At 62.8% G+C, this 16,843-nt stretch carries 13 protein-coding genes and 1 tRNA gene; 8 read left to right on the top strand and 6 right to left on the bottom strand.

Annotated elements, in window-relative coordinates; all coding sequences use genetic code 11:
- Positions 1 to 79: 79 nt before the first annotated feature.
- Entirely contained in the window at positions 80 to 1,642 is a 1,563-nt protein-coding gene (locus tag AOP73_RS00695; RefSeq protein WP_061962743.1) for an ABC transporter substrate-binding protein, read from the bottom strand.
- Positions 1,643 to 1,780: 138 nt separating this feature from the next.
- Here AOP73_RS00695 and AOP73_RS00690 point away from each other — a divergent pair, with 138 nt between their 5' ends.
- Both AOP73_RS00690 and AOP73_RS00685 read left to right on the top strand, forming a co-directional pair.
- A complete protein-coding gene (locus AOP73_RS00690) occupies positions 1,781 to 2,386 on the top strand; it encodes a TetR/AcrR family transcriptional regulator (RefSeq protein WP_061962742.1) in 606 nt (201 codons plus the stop codon).
- Positions 2,387 to 2,457: 71 nt separating this feature from the next.
- A complete protein-coding gene (locus AOP73_RS00685) occupies positions 2,458 to 5,364 on the top strand; it encodes an alpha-L-rhamnosidase (protein WP_061962741.1) in 2,907 nt (968 codons plus the stop codon).
- A 15-nt stretch (positions 5,365 to 5,379) separates the two neighbouring features.
- Here AOP73_RS00685 and AOP73_RS00680 read toward each other — a convergent pair.
- Positions 5,380 to 5,452, bottom strand: a tRNA-Arg gene (locus AOP73_RS00680).
- A gap of 140 nt (positions 5,453 to 5,592) precedes the next feature.
- Between AOP73_RS00680 and AOP73_RS00675 the strand changes: the two genes are divergently transcribed.
- Complete coding sequence (locus AOP73_RS00675; protein WP_061962740.1) at positions 5,593 to 5,988, top strand: hypothetical protein; 396 nt, start codon at positions 5,593 to 5,595, stop codon at positions 5,986 to 5,988.
- On the opposite strand, the gene AOP73_RS00670 is transcribed toward AOP73_RS00675, so the two are convergent.
- Genes AOP73_RS00670 through AOP73_RS00660 form a run of 3 tightly spaced genes read right to left on the bottom strand, consistent with a single transcriptional unit; the run spans position 5,985 to position 10,177 of the window.
- A complete protein-coding gene (locus tag AOP73_RS00670) occupies positions 5,985 to 7,463 on the bottom strand; it encodes a carboxyl transferase domain-containing protein (RefSeq protein ID WP_061962739.1) in 1,479 nt (492 codons plus the stop codon). The genes AOP73_RS00675 and AOP73_RS00670 overlap by 4 nt on opposite strands.
- Positions 7,464 to 7,466: 3 nt before the next feature.
- Positions 7,467 to 8,642 (bottom strand): CaiB/BaiF CoA transferase family protein, encoded by a 1,176-nt coding sequence (locus AOP73_RS00665; RefSeq protein ID WP_061962738.1) that lies wholly within the window; start codon positions 8,640 to 8,642, stop codon positions 7,467 to 7,469.
- Positions 8,639 to 10,177 carry a carboxylesterase/lipase family protein gene (locus AOP73_RS00660; RefSeq protein WP_236683470.1) on the bottom strand — a complete coding sequence of 513 codons (1,539 nt, stop codon included), beginning with the start codon at positions 10,175 to 10,177 and terminating at the stop codon, positions 8,639 to 8,641. The genes AOP73_RS00665 and AOP73_RS00660 overlap by 4 nt, the downstream gene beginning before the upstream one ends.
- A 193-nt stretch (positions 10,178 to 10,370) precedes the next feature.
- On the opposite strand from AOP73_RS00660, the gene AOP73_RS00655 reads away from it, so the two are divergent.
- The 4 genes from AOP73_RS00655 to AOP73_RS00640 all read left to right on the top strand — a co-directional run bounded on the left by AOP73_RS00655 (position 10,371) and on the right by AOP73_RS00640 (position 15,603).
- Positions 10,371 to 11,948 (top strand): ABC transporter substrate-binding protein, encoded by a 1,578-nt coding sequence (locus AOP73_RS00655; RefSeq protein WP_061962737.1) that lies wholly within the window; start codon positions 10,371 to 10,373, stop codon positions 11,946 to 11,948.
- A 72-nt stretch (positions 11,949 to 12,020) separates the two neighbouring features.
- On the top strand, positions 12,021 to 12,962 hold the full coding sequence (locus AOP73_RS00650) for an ABC transporter permease (protein WP_061962736.1): 942 nt from the start codon (positions 12,021 to 12,023) through the stop codon (positions 12,960 to 12,962).
- Entirely contained in the window at positions 12,959 to 14,764 is a 1,806-nt protein-coding gene (locus AOP73_RS00645; protein WP_061962735.1) for a dipeptide/oligopeptide/nickel ABC transporter permease/ATP-binding protein, read from the top strand. Before AOP73_RS00650 ends, AOP73_RS00645 begins: the two co-directional genes overlap by 4 nt.
- A gap of 2 nt (positions 14,765 to 14,766) precedes the next feature.
- Positions 14,767 to 15,603, top strand: a complete 837-nt coding sequence (locus tag AOP73_RS00640; protein WP_061962734.1) for an ATP-binding cassette domain-containing protein — start codon at positions 14,767 to 14,769, stop codon at positions 15,601 to 15,603.
- An 83-nt stretch (positions 15,604 to 15,686) separates the two neighbouring features.
- Here the strand turns inward: AOP73_RS00640 and AOP73_RS00635 are convergent, their stop codons facing one another.
- The gene (locus AOP73_RS00635; protein ID WP_061962733.1) at positions 15,687 to 16,307 is read right to left on the bottom strand and encodes a TetR/AcrR family transcriptional regulator; all 621 of its coding nucleotides are present in this window, start codon (positions 16,305 to 16,307) and stop codon (positions 15,687 to 15,689) included.
- A gap of 210 nt (positions 16,308 to 16,517) precedes the next feature.
- Between AOP73_RS00635 and AOP73_RS00630 the strand changes: the two genes are divergently transcribed.
- Positions 16,518 to 16,843: sulfatase-like hydrolase/transferase (locus tag AOP73_RS00630; RefSeq protein WP_152650589.1), on the top strand; the 326-nt coding region annotated here is incomplete at its 3' end.

The following is a 16,843-nucleotide window of genomic DNA, read 5'->3' as shown; positions in this document are numbered from 1 at the left end:
ATGCTCTTCTGAGTTGAGCTCCCACATGGGTAGTTGAGAAACCGTTTGGGGGGCACACCCCGCGCCCCCCAAACGACTTCTAGTTGGTGACGGGAACGATGTTCCAGAGGTAGGGGTAGACGTTTCCAACCTGAGGCGTGACATCAGTCTCGGCGTCGGTATAGAACGTGGTGATGGTGCGGTACCACGGGTTGAACCACGCCTGGTCGACGATGTACTTGTTCAACTCCGCTGCCGCAGCTGCAGAATCCGCATCGCTTCCCGTCTGGATGGTCTCGCCATAGCCTGCGACGGTGTCGTCAGGTGTGTGGAACGCATTCCAGGGCGCACCTTGGCTCAGTTCGAGGGAGTAGGTCTCCCAGGCCGTAGCCGGCTGCTCGAGGCGGAAGGATGCCAGGGCAACACTGCCTCCCAACATGGTGGGGAAGTAGTCCTGGGGTGCGATGTCCGTGAAGTTAGCCGTGATGCCGACCTCGGCGAGCTGCTGGCCGACCAGGTCGAAAGTAGCCTGCGGGACAAAGCTCACAGTGGGGAAGTCGATGGTGAAACCATCGGCGTAACCAGCCTCGGCGAGCAGGGACTTGGCCTTCTCCGGGTCGTACGGGTACGCGTATTCGAGTTCAGCGTCGTACCCGGGGGTTTCTTTCCCGAATACCTGAGTGGTGACCTCGCCACGCCCGCCGGCAAGTCCCTCGAGGAGACCTTCCTTGTCGATGGCAAAGTTGATTGCCTGACGCACTCGAACGTCTCCCATGGGCTCGGAAAGCTGACCGGTGCGGTCGAACAGGAGGAGACCCTCCCAGTCCTGCGCGTATTCGTGGGCGGTGTAGCCTGCCCCCTCGATCTGGTCGAACCCTTGGTAGCCAGTGAAGAGAGCTGCATCGAGCTGGTCACCCATGAGCGCGTTCTGCATGGAGACTGGGTCATCGAAGACGGTCATGGCGATCTCGTCGTAGTGCTGGTAATCCGGAGCCCAGTAGTCGGGGTTTGCATCGAACACGTATGACGCGTCCACCACCGACTGGGTCTCATCGAGAATGTAGGGTCCGGATCCCACTGGAGTGTCACTGTCGAATGAGGCGGGGGACTGCTGATATCCCGCGGCGCGCGACAGGTTGAGCAGCAGCGCAGGATCCGGCGCGCTGAGGGTAATGACCAGTGTCTGAGCATCCTCTGCGACAGCGTCCGCGACGTTCGCCAACCAGTTTGCGTTCTCTGCCGAGCCGTCTCGGAACCGCAAGATGTTCTGTGCTGCCGCATCGGCGTTGAAATCCGTGCCGTCGGTGAATTTCACGTCGTCACGAAGCTTCAACGTGAGTTCGGTCTTGCTGGTGTCGTAACCCCAGTCCGTGGCGAGGGACGGTTCAAGCAAGTTGCTTGGGGTGGCTCGCACGAGCGTGTCATAGATTGCCTGGCCGTAGGGGGCCTTGGTGGCGAAGGACATGTCGGCCGCAACGAATCCGCCTTGGCCGGGGGAGTCGACGACGCCGAGGTTCAGCAAGGGTGCCAGTGCAGCGCCTGTCTCGCTTGTGGCCGCAGAGCTCGAGGGGTCAGCTCCCGAGTCGTTGTCCGTAGACGAGCAAGCCGCCAGGGCTAGAACACCGACCGCAGTGAGCGCGGCGGCGCGATATGAAAACTTCATTGTTCCCCAATCTCAGTATGAGTTCGCTGGACAGTTCGACCGGCGACTTGGGAAATGTAGCACGGAAACTGAAGGGGTGGTTAGTTTTCAACTCAATCGTTACGGAGATGGGTAGCCGGGGTGCTAACGTGGCGCATTATGAGCGACACAACGGCAATCCGCGGAAGCTATGCCAAGACGGCTGATCGGCGCCGCGACATTCTCGATGCTGCATTCGAGGTGTTTGCGGAGAGCGGCTATACCAATGGCTCGCTGCGTACCGTCGCGGACCGGGTTGGCCTGAGCCAGGCAGGCATCTTGTTTCACTTCAAATCCAAGACAGGATTGCTGCAGGCGGTGCTCGACCTGCGGGACGAGCGGAGCCGCGAATACTTCGCCACGATCACTTCGCCGGGCATTGACGCACTTCGTGGATTTCTTGAAGTTGTGCGCATGAACTGCGAAGAACCAGGGATGATAGAGCTCTACACCATTCTTGCTGCTGAAGGCACCGCGGACGATCACCCCGCGCATGAGTACTTCAGGGGACGCTACGACTGGATCGGCGATCAGGCGCGCCAGTCCTTCATTGTGATGCGCGAAGAGGGAACTCTCCGGCCCGGAGTTGAGCCGGGTCACGCGGCGCGTTCAATGATGGCGGTCGTTGATGGCCTCCAACTGCAATGGCTTTACGGGCGGACCAAATTCGACCTGGTGGCGGACGTGCGGACGCACCTCCAGTCGCTGGTCACTGTGGCTCTCTAGATCGCTGCTATTTCCGCCGCGATGTCGCGAAAATGCAGCAAGATGGCGCAAAAACTGAAAGGTAGTTAAGTATGTCGCAGGAGTCGAGAGTCGTCGTTGATCGCGTGCTCGTAGGTCCGCGAGGGGGCCCAGAGTTCGTCGCGTCTCCTGCACCCCTGTTGTCATGGAGCGTCGTCGCGGACGAGGATGGTTGGCGGCAAACCGCGGTAGAGATTCAGCTTGACCGGGATGGGGAGACGGCGCAGGTGAGGCTCTTGAGCTCGCTGTCGTCGGGAGCCTCTTGGCCGTTCTCTCCACTCGATGACTTTGCGGACGTGCGCCTGCGCCTGCGGGTGTTTGGCGTCGATGAAACGCCGAGCGAGTACTCGCCGTGGACTGTAGTCCGTACCGCTGCGCTGCAGCCCCAAGCATTGTCGGCACAGTTCATTACGGCATCGGGCGCCCCTCCCGCGGGCCCGAAACTCACCGATCCGCGACCCACTTTCCGAGTAGCCAAGGTGGTGGACGTACAACCGGGACTTCGTCGGGCAGTGCTCACCTCAACGGCACACGGCGTGTACGAAGCCACGGTGAATGGCGTCGTTGCCTCCGACGAAGTCCTCGCCCCCGGGTGGACCGCCTATGACCAGCGACTGCTGACGCAGACCGCCGATCTCACCGCACTGCTGCATGAGGGCGACAACGTTGTGGGCGCCGAAGTGGCCGAGGGTTGGTTCGGCGAACGTGTGGGCTTCGACGGTGTGTTCGCCAAGGGCTACGACGGTCCCCAGTCGGTGTGGATGCATGTGCGTCTCGAGTACGACGATGGCCGAGTCGAGCTTGTCGGAACCGATGAGACGTGGGACGCGACCTGGTCGGGCCTCACACTGTCGGCGTCCATCTACCAGGGTGAACGACGAGACGACCGTCGTCGCGATCAGGGGTTGAGTACGACGCGCGATGGGCGACCGGCATTTCCGGAGGCCTCAAGCGCTCAAGTCGTCGACGTTGACCAGTCAGTCCTGCGTCCTGCGTACGCCCCTCCCGTTCGGCGTATTGAGCGCGTCGAGGCTACGGAAATCACCTGGAACGACGGCATCGCCCAGATTGACTTTGGGCAGAACCTCGTGGGGTGGCTGGACCTGTCAGCGATCGCCCCCGAGGGCTCCATCATCACGATGCGACACGCCGAGGTGCTGGAGGATGGCGAGTTGGCCACGCGGCCCTTGCGTCATGCCGCCGCCACTGACTCGGTCATCGTCGGTCCGGCGGGGGCCGTGGACTTTGCCCCCCGATTCACCTTTCATGGCTTCCGCTACGCCGAGATCTCGGGGTTGCCTAGTGAGGATGCATTGCGCTCGGTCGCGGCCGTCGTCGTGCACACCGACATGGCGAGAACAGGGCGCTTCGAGTCGAGCAACCCGCTCCTCAATCAATTGCACTCAAACGTCGTGTGGGGAATGCGCGGCAACTTCCTGTCCATCCCGACCGACTGTCCCCAGCGCGACGAGCGTCTGGGCTGGACAGGGGACGTCCAAGTCTTTGCTCCGACAGCCACCTACCTCTATGACTCTTCGGCGATGCTCGAGTCGTGGCTCGAAGACTTGGCGCTGGAGCAGAGGCGCTTTGGTGGAGTCGTCCCGTCGGTGGTGCCATCGTCTGTCGACGCCGGTCCCGTGCTGCCGGCCGCGGCGTGGGGCGACGCAGTGACTCTGGTCCCGGCCGCCATCTTTGGGATGTTCGGCAACGATGCCGTCCTGACTCACTCCTACGACTCCATGACGTCCTGGCTCGATGTCGTCCTGGCACAGACGGATGAGGCTGGCCTGTGGGAGGGCGGCTTCCAGTTCGGCGATTGGCTTGACCCCACTGCGCCTCACTTCAACCCTGCCGATGCCAAGACCAAGCCGGAGATCGTCGCATCTGCGTACCTCTACCGATCGCTGTCGGTGGTGGCCGCGACTGCGGAACGGCTGGGCAAAGACGACGACCACGAGAAGTACTCGGCCTTGGCAAGGCGCACCAAGGCGGCCTTTCTCGCAACCTACGTCACGGCATCGGGGAGGATGACCTCCGACGCGCACACGGCGTATGCGGTCGCCATAAGTTTCGGCCTCCTCGAGGGTGACGAGCGCCTCGAAAGGGCCGGTAGTCGACTCGCCGAGCTCGTGGTGGCCCACGCCTACCGGATTCGTACGGGCTTCGTGGGGACACCCCTCATCTGCGACGCGCTGACGGAGACTGGTCACCGCGACGTCGCCTATCGACTCCTACTAGAGACGGAGTGCCCGTCCTGGCTCTACCCGGTAACCAAGGGTGCCACGACGATCTGGGAGCGATGGGACTCGCTGATGCCTGACGGGTCCGTGAATCCAGGAGAAATGACATCGTTCAACCACTACGCGCTCGGGGCCGTGGCGGATTGGATGCATCGAGAGATTGCCGGGATCGACGCCGCCCGCGCGTGGGGCGAGCGCTCTTTCGCTGGCATCGGAACGGTACGGTTCGCGCCGCGCCCCGGCGGTGACCTCTCGTCCGCGTCAGCCTCGCTAGAGACCACGATCGGCCGCTTCGAAGTGGCGTGGAGCATCTCCGCAGACCTGCTCTCCGTAGAGGTGGCCGTGCCCGCCAACGGTGAAGGTGTCATCGATCTTCCCGGTGTCGAACCTGAGCGCGTAGGGAGCGGGACGCATGTCCGTGAAGTCGAATGGCTGTCGCGGCCATCGGCGACCAACCGCATCACCCTCGACACCCCTCTGTCAGACCTCGTCAACGATGCGGCCGCGTCGGGGGCCCTGATGGGAGCGTTTGCTCAGACCGGATACTTCATCGGTCTCGGGTGGAGCGATGGGGGGAAGTGGCGTCCAGACTTCACGCTGCGCAATGGCCTGCCAATGATCAAGAGCAATCAGTGGGAGGCGGTGGCTCAGGCATTGGGCGGGCTCAACGCAGCGCGAGGCTTTGAGCCAATCCCGGGGGAATGGGACCTATCCTCGTAGGGCCCAACTGAAGGGTGCCCTCGACAGGAGTCGAACCTGCGACCTTCGGTACCGGAAACCGGTGCTCTATCCGCTGAGCTACGAGGGCGTGACGCGGGCTTGCCGCGACAGTCGAGAATACCAGGGTGAGCCGGGGCCGCTGGCGCTGTCACGAGCGACCGATCGCAAAACTCGCAACAAAGCCGCGCGGAATCGAAACCCTTTGCGAGCATCGTGCGTTGAGAAGGTATGGCTAAGAAGCGAACGCGCCGCGCATTGTGGGCACTCACCATCGTCCCTGGGCTCGTGCTCATCGCTGCTTGTGCGGGGCAGTCCAGCGGCAGCGACGACATCCGTAGTCAGCAACCGGCCGATGCGGTGGGCGTCGTGACCTCCGTCTCGAAGGACGCGACGACGGTCGCCGTAGGATTCTCAGCGGACAAGGGCTACGAATACTTTGATGGCGCGACCTTCGACCTGCCTACTGCCGGCGGCCTCGAAGACCCGGACGGGCTGGCGGCTGACCCCAACAACCTGGCGGTGGGCGACCACATTGAGGTGTGGGTCAACGAGTGCGCGGAATCCCAGCCGGTGCAATGCGCGGATCCCGTCGCGCGCATCGCCACCGATGCCAACAGTTCTTAGGAACCCGGTTGGCGGCTGGCCACTGCCACGCGCTCGAACCGTTTGGTGCGATTGGCCACCAGATCGGCGGTTGGAATCGATGTGAGGGCGGAAATGGCGCACATGAGATGACGTCGCATGGCCTCGATGCCGCCGTCAGGGGCTGAGCATTCGACCACCTCGTCGACGATCCCGTCCTCGTGCAGGTGCCATGCGGCCACGCGCTGATCTCGTGCGACCTCTGCCGCGCGATCTGTGGTGCGATACCGCAGGGCGCTGGCGCCCTCGGGCGGCAAGGGTGCCAACCAGGAATGGTCCGCAGCGAGGACTCGATCGGCGGGCAACATGGCCAACGCTGCGCCCCCCGTACCTTGGCCCCAGAGCACGCAGACGACAGGCACGTGTGCACGCACCAACCCGGTTAACGTGCGGCTGATCTGGCCGGCAAGTCCGCCCTCCTCGGCATCCGGGGTGAGTGCTGCGCCAGGCGTGTCGATGATGGTGACGAGTGGTAGCGATAGCTCCTCGGCGAGCGCGATCCCACGGGTCACCACGCGTAGTGCACCCGGACCCAGGCGAGTGGTGCCGGTCTGGGCCACCTTGTCCTGGGCGAGTACCGCGACTCCCTGGCCGCCCACCAGCGCGAGGCCCAGCGAAACGGTGGGGTCGGCATCACCACGGCCGGTGCCGCTGAGCGGAATATACGTGGTGGACGCGTGATGGATCAGCGCGCGGCTTCCTGGACGACCTGGGGCTCGGCTACGGAGCACCACCTCCCAGTCGTCGACCTCGAGGGGTTTGACTGCGGTCTCGGGGGTAGGCGGTGAGTTCGGCGCCCGCGCCCCCAAAATCTCGAGAGCGTTGACGATCAGCGTTCGCAGGTGAGCGGTGCCGATGACGGCATCGATCAGCCCGTGTGCGTGCAGGTTCTCGGCCGTCTGGACGCCAGCGGGAAACTCGTGGCCCTCTAGTGCCTCGTAAACACGAGGACCCAGGAACCCAACCATGGCCCCCGGCTCCGCAGCGGTGACGTGCCCCATGGACGCCCACGAGGCGAAGACTCCGCCAGTGGTGGGGTTGCGCAGGTAGACCAGGTACGCGAGCCCAGCGGCCTTGTGGTCCGCGACCGCGGCGGCGATCGCAACCATCTGCACGAACGCCCGAGTCCCCTCCTGCATGCGAGTTCCGCCAGAGACGGGCGCGGCCAGCAAGGGCAGTCCTTCGACGGTGGCGCGCCGAACTGCTGCCGTGATGCGCTCGGCCGTCGCGACGCCGATGCTACCGCCCAGGTAGGCGAACTCGCCCACGATGACGCACACGCGGTGGCCATCCACCGTGCCCTCGCCGGTGATGACGGCTTCGTCTTGGTCGGCACGGGCCGATGCTCGCTCCAGTGTGGCGGCATAGTCGGGATCTAGGGGAGTTGGCGGGGCAACGTCCCAACTCACGTAAGTACCGTGGTCCAGGGTTTGCGCAATCAGGTCTGCAGCGTTCATCGCCTAGTTCTCCTTCGCAAACTCGTGACGGAGCGCCTCGCCATGCTCATTGAGTAGCGGGGGAGCGAGGTGTGTGATGTTGGTGGTCTCCGTGCCAGTGCCGTCGAAGAACCTGAGCGGCGGCCCGGGCAAGTCAATGGGCCCAAGCGTCGAGTGATCGGTTGAGATGATGAGACCTTGGGAGCGGGTCTGATCCCACTCGTAGACCTCGTCGAGCGAGCGCACCTTTCCTGCAGGGATACCCGCGGCGTCGAGAGCGGCGAGTAGCTCCGCAGCGTCGCGTTCGGCGAAGACTGCCTCGATCTTCTCGATCAGGACGTCCCGATTGTCAACGCGAGCCGCGTTGTCGGCGAACCGCGCATCGGCCGCATCCATGCCGAACGCTGCGCAGAACTTCTCCCACAGGCGCGGCGACCCAACTGCGATCTGGATCGCGCCGTCGCGGCACTTGAAGAGACCATAAGGAGCAATGGAGGGGTGATGATTGCCGGCCGCGGCTCCCACCTTGCCCGCGACGGTCCAGGCGCTGCCTTGGAACGCGTGTACTCCGACGATCGAGGCCAGCAGTGACGTGCGGACGCGCCCGCCCTGCCCAGTGCGGACACGCTCGAGCAGACTCGCTAGTACCCCAAAGGCACCGTACATGCCCGCTAGCAGGTCGCCGATGGGCACGCCGACTCGCTGAGGGTCGTCCGGCGCCGAACCCGTGAGGGACATGAGGCCGGCCTCGCCCTGCGCGATCTGGTCGTAGCCCGCACGGCCGCCCTCGGGACCGTCATGGCCAAAGCCGGAGATGGACATCGTCACGAGGCGCGGGTTGAGTTCTGTGAGGCGTTCGTCTGTGAACCCCAGGCGCTCCAGCGTGCCGGGCAGGAAGTTCTCGAGTAGCACATCCGCCTGCTCGAGCATCGAACTCAAGACTGCGACATCCGTCTCCGCCTTGAGGTCCAACGTGATGGATTCTTTGTTTCGGTTGCAACCGAGGAAGTACGTGGATTCCTCCGCGTCTTTCTCGCCCACGAAGGGCGGCCCCCAATCACGCGTCTGGTCGCCGCCGCCGGGAGCCTCAATCTTGATCACCCGTGCGCCCAGATCGCCCAGCATCATTCCCGCGTGGGGGCCGGCGAGGGCTCGCGTCAGGTCGATGACGAACAGGTCGGACAGCGGCCCCGCGCTCATGAGGTTGATCCCTCGGCCCAGATAGCGCGCAGTTCGCCGCGCGGATCAGCAGTCATCGCTGGTGTCTCGTCGAGCATCATCGTCTGACGGCGATTGAGGGTGAACTCCGGCCAGTCGGGTAGAGATGCGCTAGCGGGCGAGCCGTCGCGCATGAAGGCGACCCATGCCTCCGACATTGCGTCGGACAGGCGTGTAGGAGGCTCAGATCCCACCATCATCTTCGCCTCGGGATTGGTGAGTTGACGGAACACGAACGGAATGTCGAGGGTGTGAAATGCGCCCATGGCGCCTCCCATTGCAGGGCTCTTCCATTGAAAGAGGTAGGCAAACGTACGGCCGTTCGCCTCAGCGCGGGCCTCGAGCAGACGATTGGTGGGCTGACGGTACATGCGATCCGACAGTGCGGCTTCGAGCATTTCCGCGTCCTCTGGGTCGTGACCTAGCTCGCGTCTGAGCGCATCCTCGTAGGCGGGAGCTAGGTCCGCGCCGATATCCTCGCTCAACACGCGGTTTGCACGGTCGCGGGCACTGGCCGTGTGGGGAGGGGTGCCGGGCATGGGCACTGCAAACATGGACCCCTCGTTGAGCGCAGTGCCGGTGAGGAGGTCAATGTCGGCATTGTTTCCCTCGCGTATGGCGTCAAGCGGGAGCTTTGGCAATGCGGGCGTGCCGTACGTCGGCTGGAATGGCATCGGTAGCCCGACCACGCGTGCTCCGTGGTCGGCTACGACGACGGACATCGCGGCGATGATGGCGTCAATGTCCAGCGTGAGGAGTCGATCCGCTTCGTTCTCGTGGAAGTTGGCCGCAGCGAGGAATTCTGAGGTGATCTGCTGGGACTGTTCGAGGGTGCGGGCACGCTCGGCTGTACCGCTCGACACAATTGCACGGCGGATCTTGCCCTCTGACAGGGGTGAGCCGACAACCGTCGCGACGGCTGCCCCTCCCGCGGATTGGCCGCCCAGGGTGACATGGGCTGGGTCGCCTCCGAACGAGCCGATGTTTGCCTGCACCCATTCGAGTGCTGCCAACTGATCCAGGAGCGCAAGGTTTGCTGAGTCCGCGTACTCCTCGCCCAGCAGGTGATCGAGAGCAAGAAAGCCGAGCGGTCCCAGCCGGTAGTTGATGGCAACCACGACAACGTCAAGAGCGGCAGCGAGCTCGGCACCGTTGCTGAAACCGGAAGAATTGCTGCCAGAAACGTAGGCGCCCCCGTGAACCCATACCACCACGGGGCGGCGGGCCTCGTCCCTCGCGGGCGTCCATACGTTGAGATTGAGGCACCCCGCCTCGTCCGTCTCGAGCTGTGGGGCTCCCATCGCGTCAAGCATTGGATTGCGAGCCTGCGGTGCGGCCGGTCCAAACTGAGATGCGTCGAATACGCCGTCCATGCTGGTAATGACCTGTGGCGCCTTGAACCGCTCGGCTGTCGCAAAGGGGACGCCTAGGTATGCGATGGCGCCACCTGAGGTCGTCGTCGCTTCAATGCCGCACATTTGTCCGCTGGGTGTGTTGACGATGATCCTGGTTGACACGGTGGTCTCCTCTTCTTTGAGATATTTATTCCGAGCGCCGATTTAAGTCTGGTTGTGTGGGAGTATCGAGCCACGACGACCAGTTGCACAAGGCGAACATTTCAATTATGCAACGAAAACCGTGTAACCACTAGTTTTTGTGTTACGGTCATCGAGAAGTAGCCCAACGGAGGGCAACTCACACTGGAGGACAATGATGTTCACAAGAAAGCGTGCGGCTATCGTCGCCACTATTGCTGCCGCGGCAATCACTCTTGCCGGCTGCAGCGGCTCGGATTCCGAGGAGACCACCGCTCCCACTACCGGGGCAGCCACGTCTGACGGGGCCATGGCTGCCCCCGAAGGCACCCTGACCCTGGGAACTCTGGTTCCTGTCACCACCTTCGAGGCGGCGAATGCGGCGTGGGCTAACGAGTCGCCCTACATGCAGGCCGTCTACGACACCATCCTTCGCGCCGATCCGGACGGAACTATCGTCGCTGGACTTGCCACCGACTGGTCGTGGGACGACACCAACACCGTTCTCACGATGACGCTCCGCGATGACGTGGTGTTCACCGATGGCAATCCCGTAGACGCCGATGCCGCCGCTCAAAGCATTCTGCGGTTCCAGGGCGGTACGTCACCCCAGGCGTCATCCCTCCGCTTTGTCGAGGATGCGACTGCGGTAGACGCGCAGACCCTGCAGATCACGCTCTCTGCTCCCGACCCGGCTCTTACCACCATGCTGACTCAGAATGCCGGAATGGTCGAGAGTCCCGCGGCGTTTGACAGTGCCGACATAGCAACGAACCCCGTCGGGTCCGGCCCGTACACGTTTAATGCCGAGGAGTCCGTAGTTGGAGATAGTTACGTCTTCGACGTTAAGGCCGACTACTGGAAGCCCGAGGATCAGTATTACGAGAAGATCGTAATGAAGGTCTTTAGCGACGCGACAGCAATGCTGAACGCGATTCAGTCCGGCCAGATCAACGGTGCGAAGTTGGCGGACAACACCACCATCCCTCAGATCGAGGGCGCAGGCTGGGACATCGTCTCGGGTGAGCTCAACTGGGCGGGATTGCTCCTTACGGACCGCGACGGGGCCCTGACTCCGGCGCTCGGCGACGTTCGCGTTCGCCAGGCGATCAACTACGCGTTGGACCGTGACGGGCTATTGCAGGCCGCTGCCGCCGGGTACGGAACTGTGACGGAGCAGATTTTCCCCACGTTCTCGACCAGCTTCGACGAGTCGCTGGACGCGACCTATACCTATGACGTGGAGAAGGCCAAGCAGCTCATGGCCGACGCTGGCTACGCTGACGGCTTCGACCTCACGATCCCCTACACGCCGGCGTTTGGGGCCACGATTTTCCCGATCGTTGAGCAGCAGCTGGGGGAGATTGGGATCACCGTGGAGCTCGATGAGATCGCGGTGACGGATTACATCTCCGGCATCCTTGGGCAGAAGTACTCTGCCGCGTTCATGCAGTTGCAGCAGGACCCCAGCGACTGGCAGATTGCGCAGTTCCAGATCGTCGCGGCTGCGGCGTGGAACCCGTTCAACATCGAGGACCCCAAGGTCGAAGAGCTGGCCGGGGTCCTTCAGACGGGCACTCCTGAGGAGGCCGAGGCCGCTGGTAAGGAGCTCAACGCCTACCTGGTGGACCAGGCGTGGAACGCCCCGTTGTACCGCAACCAGTCGACGTTCGTGACCGATGCGAACACTGACGCGCAGTTCCAGGTCGTGAACGCGTACCCGTACCTGTGGACCATCAAGCCCACTAACTAGAGAAGTGTGGTGCGCCGGCCCACACGGGTCGGCGCACCACCCCTCGTGGCCTTATCAATTGAGGACATCTACATGATTCGATTCATCATCACGCGACTGCTCAACGGAGTGGTGTTGCTCTTCGCGGTCGCCACCATCGCCTTCTTCTTGCTCTACTGGGGCGCCGGCGACATCGCCAGGCAGATTCTCGGTGCCAGTGCGTCGCAAGAAACCGTTGACCTGAAGGCCGAGCAGCTGGGCCTCAATGAGCCTGTTTTCTCGCGCTATGGCGAATGGCTGAGCAATGCCATCCACGGAGACCTTGGTGCTTCTTGGTTCACCAATCAGCCCGTGACCGAAGCGATCACTTCTCGCATGGGTGTCACGCTATCGATCGTGATCGGTACTGTAATTCTCACCGCGATTGTCGCGACGATCCTCGGTGTGTCCGCCGCCCGGTACGGTGGCTGGCGCGACCGCACGCTGCAGGTGGTGTCGATCCTCGGACTCGCCATTCCCGGCTTCCTCATCGCAATCTTCCTGGTGCGAATATTCGCCATCGAGCTCGGATGGCTTAACGCCACTGGCTACATAGACTTCACTGACTCCTTTACCGGATGGCTCAAGAGTGTGACCCTGCCGATCATTGCGCTGTCGATTGGTGCCATGGCCGCGGTCGCACAGCAAGTGCGCGGTGCGGTCAAGGATGCGATGCGTCAGGACTGGGTCCGTACGCTTCGCAGCCGCGGGATCTCGGAGAACCGTGTGGTGTACAAGCACGTCCTGCGCAACGCCTCCGGCCCCGCGCTGGCAATTCTGGCCCTGCAGTTTGTTGGCCTACTCGGAGGTGCCGTGATCGTGGAGAAGGTATTCGCCATCCCCGGTATCGGCCAAATATCCGTTACTGCTACTACTCAAGGCGACCTCCCCATCGTGATGGGAATCGTCGTCTTTACCGCCGCCCTGGTCGTGGTGATTAACCTCTCCATCGACCTCCTGCTGGGCTTCGTCAATCCTAAGGTGCGTCTGTCATGAGCGAGGTAACCCCCATCCAGCCAGAGGAAGTGGCCAAGGAGCCGTCCACTGGTAGTCATTTGGTGCGACGCCTGTTGCACAACCCCGTGGCAGTAGTGACCTCGGCAACTCTCCTCATCATCATTCTGGGTGCAGTGTTCGCGTCGTACCTGGCCCCCTACGACCCCAACAACTCCGACCTTCAGGCCATCTTGCAAGGGCCAAGCTCGGAACACTATCTGGGAACCGATGGTGCTGGACGCGACGTATTCTCGCGGCTGCTTTTTGCGACGAGGTATTCGCTCGCGGGAGCGCTGCTTGCCATGGGACTCGCGGCCATTATCGGTGTGACGTCCGGACTCATTGCCGGATACTTCGGCAAGTGGTTCGAGTCCTTCTCCACCTGGGTGGTCAGCCTCGTGATGGCCCTCCCCGGCATCATTGTGCTACTCGCGGCACGTTCGGTCATCGGCCCGTCGCTCTGGTACACGATGGCGATCTTCGGCTTGCTGCTGTCGACCGGATTCCACCGGCTCACCCACGCAGCTGTCATGGGGGTGCGCAATGAACTCTACGTCGACGCGGCGCGCGTATCCGGCGTTCGCAACCGCAGCATCATCTCTCGACACATCTTGTCGGTGGTGCGCGCACCCGTCATCATCCAGATGACCATCATGCTCATTGTGGCAATTGCGCTGCAGGCTGGGCTTGGATTCCTGGGCCTGATGGACAATTCAATTCCCACGTGGGGTGGCATGCTCGGTGACGCGTTCGCCAAGCTCTATCAGGACCCGCAGGGAATCCTGTGGCCCGCGCTCACCATTGGCATCACCGCGATGGCCCTCGCGCTGTTCGGAAATGCCCTTCGTGACGAGGTGGAACGCTCCGCAACGCCCAAGAAGGCGGCAACCGGCACCAAGGCTGCTGAGATCGTGCTATCCGATGTGCCCACGGTTATCCACCAGCCGGCCGATGCGGATCGTGAGGACCTCTTGCGCATTGACGGGCTCGTGGTGGGTTACGACCAGCCGGACGGTTCGCTGAAGCAGGTCGTCAGCGGTGTGGACATTTCAGTCAAGAAGGGCGAGATTCACGGCCTCATCGGTGAGTCCGGCTCGGGCAAGACCCAGACCGCATTCTCGGTGCTGCGCCTGCTGCCGCACGGCGGGCGTATTGCCGCCGGCACCGTGCACTTTGATGGTCAGAACCTGGCAACACTGAGTGAGAGTGAAATGCGGAAGGTCCGCGGCGCGCGCATCTCCTACATACCGCAGGAGCCGATGTCCAACCTCGACCCGTCGTTCACCATTGGCAGCCAGTTAGTGGAACCGATGCGCAAGGCGATGGGCATGAGCAAGGCGGCGGCAAAGGCGCGTGCACTCGAGCTACTCGATCGTGTGGGGATTCCCGATCCCAAGCGCACGTTCAAGTCCTATCCGCACCAGGTGTCGGGTGGAATGGCGCAGCGCGTGCTGATCGCCGGCGCAATCTCTTGTGAGGCCGACCTGATCATCGCGGACGAACCTACGACGGCGCTCGACGTGACCGTGCAGGCTGACATTCTCGACTTGCTTCGGTCTCTTCAGCGAGAGCTTAACGTGGGAATCCTCCTGGTCACGCACAACTTCGGAGTGGTCGCGGACATCTGCGACTGGGTGTCCGTCATGCAGGACGGCAGAATTGTAGAGACCGGGCCCGTGGGCGCGCTCTTCGCCAACCCTCGTGACGAGTACACGAAGTCCTTGTTCTCGGCCATCTTGGACGAGGAGCACGCTCGTGGTGCCTATGTTGCACCAGCCGGCACCGCTGCAGGAGGGAAGTAGAAATGACGAACGAATCACTACTAGTCGCGGAGAACGTCATCGTCGACTACCCCATCAAGGGCATTGGCAACAAGCCGTTCCGAGCTCTACGTGAGGTATCGATCGATGTTCGTCCCGGCGAGACCGTTGGCCTGGTGGGGGAGTCGGGGTCCGGCAAGACCACTTTGGGCCGCGCGGTCCTTGGATTGGCCCCGGTTACTGGGGGCAGCATTCGGTTCGAGGGCAAGGAGATCTCCAAGGCGAGCCCTCGCGAACGTCGGGCGCTATCCAAGGACATTCAGGTGGTGTTTCAGGACCCGTATACGTCCCTGAATCCGTCACTGACCATCGAGCAGACGCTGACCGAGCCGATGCGCGTGGCGAAAATCTCCGCCAAGGAGGCTTCACGCCGAGTCACGGAGTTGCTGGATCAGGTGGGTATGCCGTCCAATACGCTCGGGCGCTTGCCGCGCGAGTTCAGTGGTGGGCAACGGCAGCGTATCGCCATTGCACGTGCTTTGGCCCTCAACCCCAAACTGATTGTGTGCGACGAGCCGGTCTCGGCGCTCGACCTGTCCACGCAGGCACGCGTGCTCGATCTGTTCCGCGAGGTTCAGGAGGAGACGGGTGTCGCCTACCTGTTCGTCTCACACGACCTCACGGTGGTGCGTCACCTCAGCCACCGCGTCGCCGTCATGTACCAGGGTGAGATTGTCGAGTATGGAGACGGAGACAAGGTGACGAGCGACCCATCGCACGACTACACCAAGCGTCTGCTGCTTGCGTCCCCAGTTGCGGACCCAGGCCGTCAGAAGGTGCGTCGCGAGGACCGCCGGGCGCTGATCGACGCCTCGAAGTAGGATGCCGCGTTAAGGGTCATCACACATGCCTCGGGCCCGCAAGCATCGCTTGCGGGCCCGAGGCATGTGCATGCAGTCTCGAGCTAGATGGGATCAACCAGGATGTCGTTAACCGCCTGGCGAATCTCTTCGCCCATGTCGACACTTCCGGGGTCCAGTAGCCATTGGATCTGAAGACCGTCCATCAACGCGATGATGCGGATCGCCGAACTCTTGGGATCCACGCCCGGACGCAGGCTGCCCTCGGTCTCCGCCTTGACGGTCGCTTCGACGGCAATCCTGCGTAGGTCCGCGTAGCGGTCCACAAAGTACTCGTGGGCGGGGTGGTCACTCGACGTCGCCTCGGCAGACAGGGTAGTGAAGAGCGCGACCACGCCCGGCGCATCCGCGTTGTTCTGCATCAGCTTGGTGAAGGCGCCAAGGACCTCGCGTCCAGATTGTGTGTCGAGGTCGATCTCCAGGTCCTCCCTGGAGTGCTCGTCGCGCCGGTCGAGAACCGCCGTCAGGAGCGCGCTCTTGTTGGGGAAGTGATGGAGCAGCCCGGCCTCACTCATGTTGACCCGCGACGCGATCTCTGACAGCGACCCTGCACGGAACCCGCCCTCGGAAAACACCTCGAGCGCCGCATCGAGAATCGCAGTTTTTGTCGCCTTGCTCTTGGCGTAGGGGCCGCGCGTCTTGCGCACAACTGCGTCGCTGGTCACGGTTGATCTCCTTAAGATTCGAGAGCGACGCGCAACGTACGGGAGCGTCGTCGCCCATATTAACTGCGTCACGTGAGTCCGCTTGGATTTGCGTCCTGAAAAGGACACGAAAAGAAAACCGAGTGACCACTAGACTTTAGCACGCTGGATGTGGCATCGTGAGGTGATAGCGCATCAAAGGCGCCCTATTCGTCGTCAAGGAGGACAACGATGACCCGACCAAACATTCTGTGGATCTCGACCCACGACATCAACCCACATCTGGGTACGTACGCCGGCGTGTGGCCCGGGGCAGAGGAGGCGGTGACGCCCAACCTTGACGCACTCGCGCAATCGGGCGTGCGTTTCGACCAGGCCTTCGCTGCCGCACCCGTATGCGCTCCGTCGCGCGCCGCCATCATGACGGGGTGCTACCCCAGTGCAGTGGGCACCATGCACATGCGCACGCGTGCGGTCCCGCCGGACGAGGTGGGCCTGCTCGCGCAGTACTTCCGCGAGGCCGGCTATTACACCGCCAACTCTTTCTTCACGGACTT

This window comes from Demequina aurantiaca (genome assembly GCF_000975135.1).
GTDB lineage: Bacteria > Actinomycetota > Actinomycetes > Actinomycetales > Demequinaceae > Demequina > Demequina aurantiaca.
Note: the sequence above shows the minus strand (reverse complement) of the source record. Positions and strands in the feature narration are given on the sequence as shown.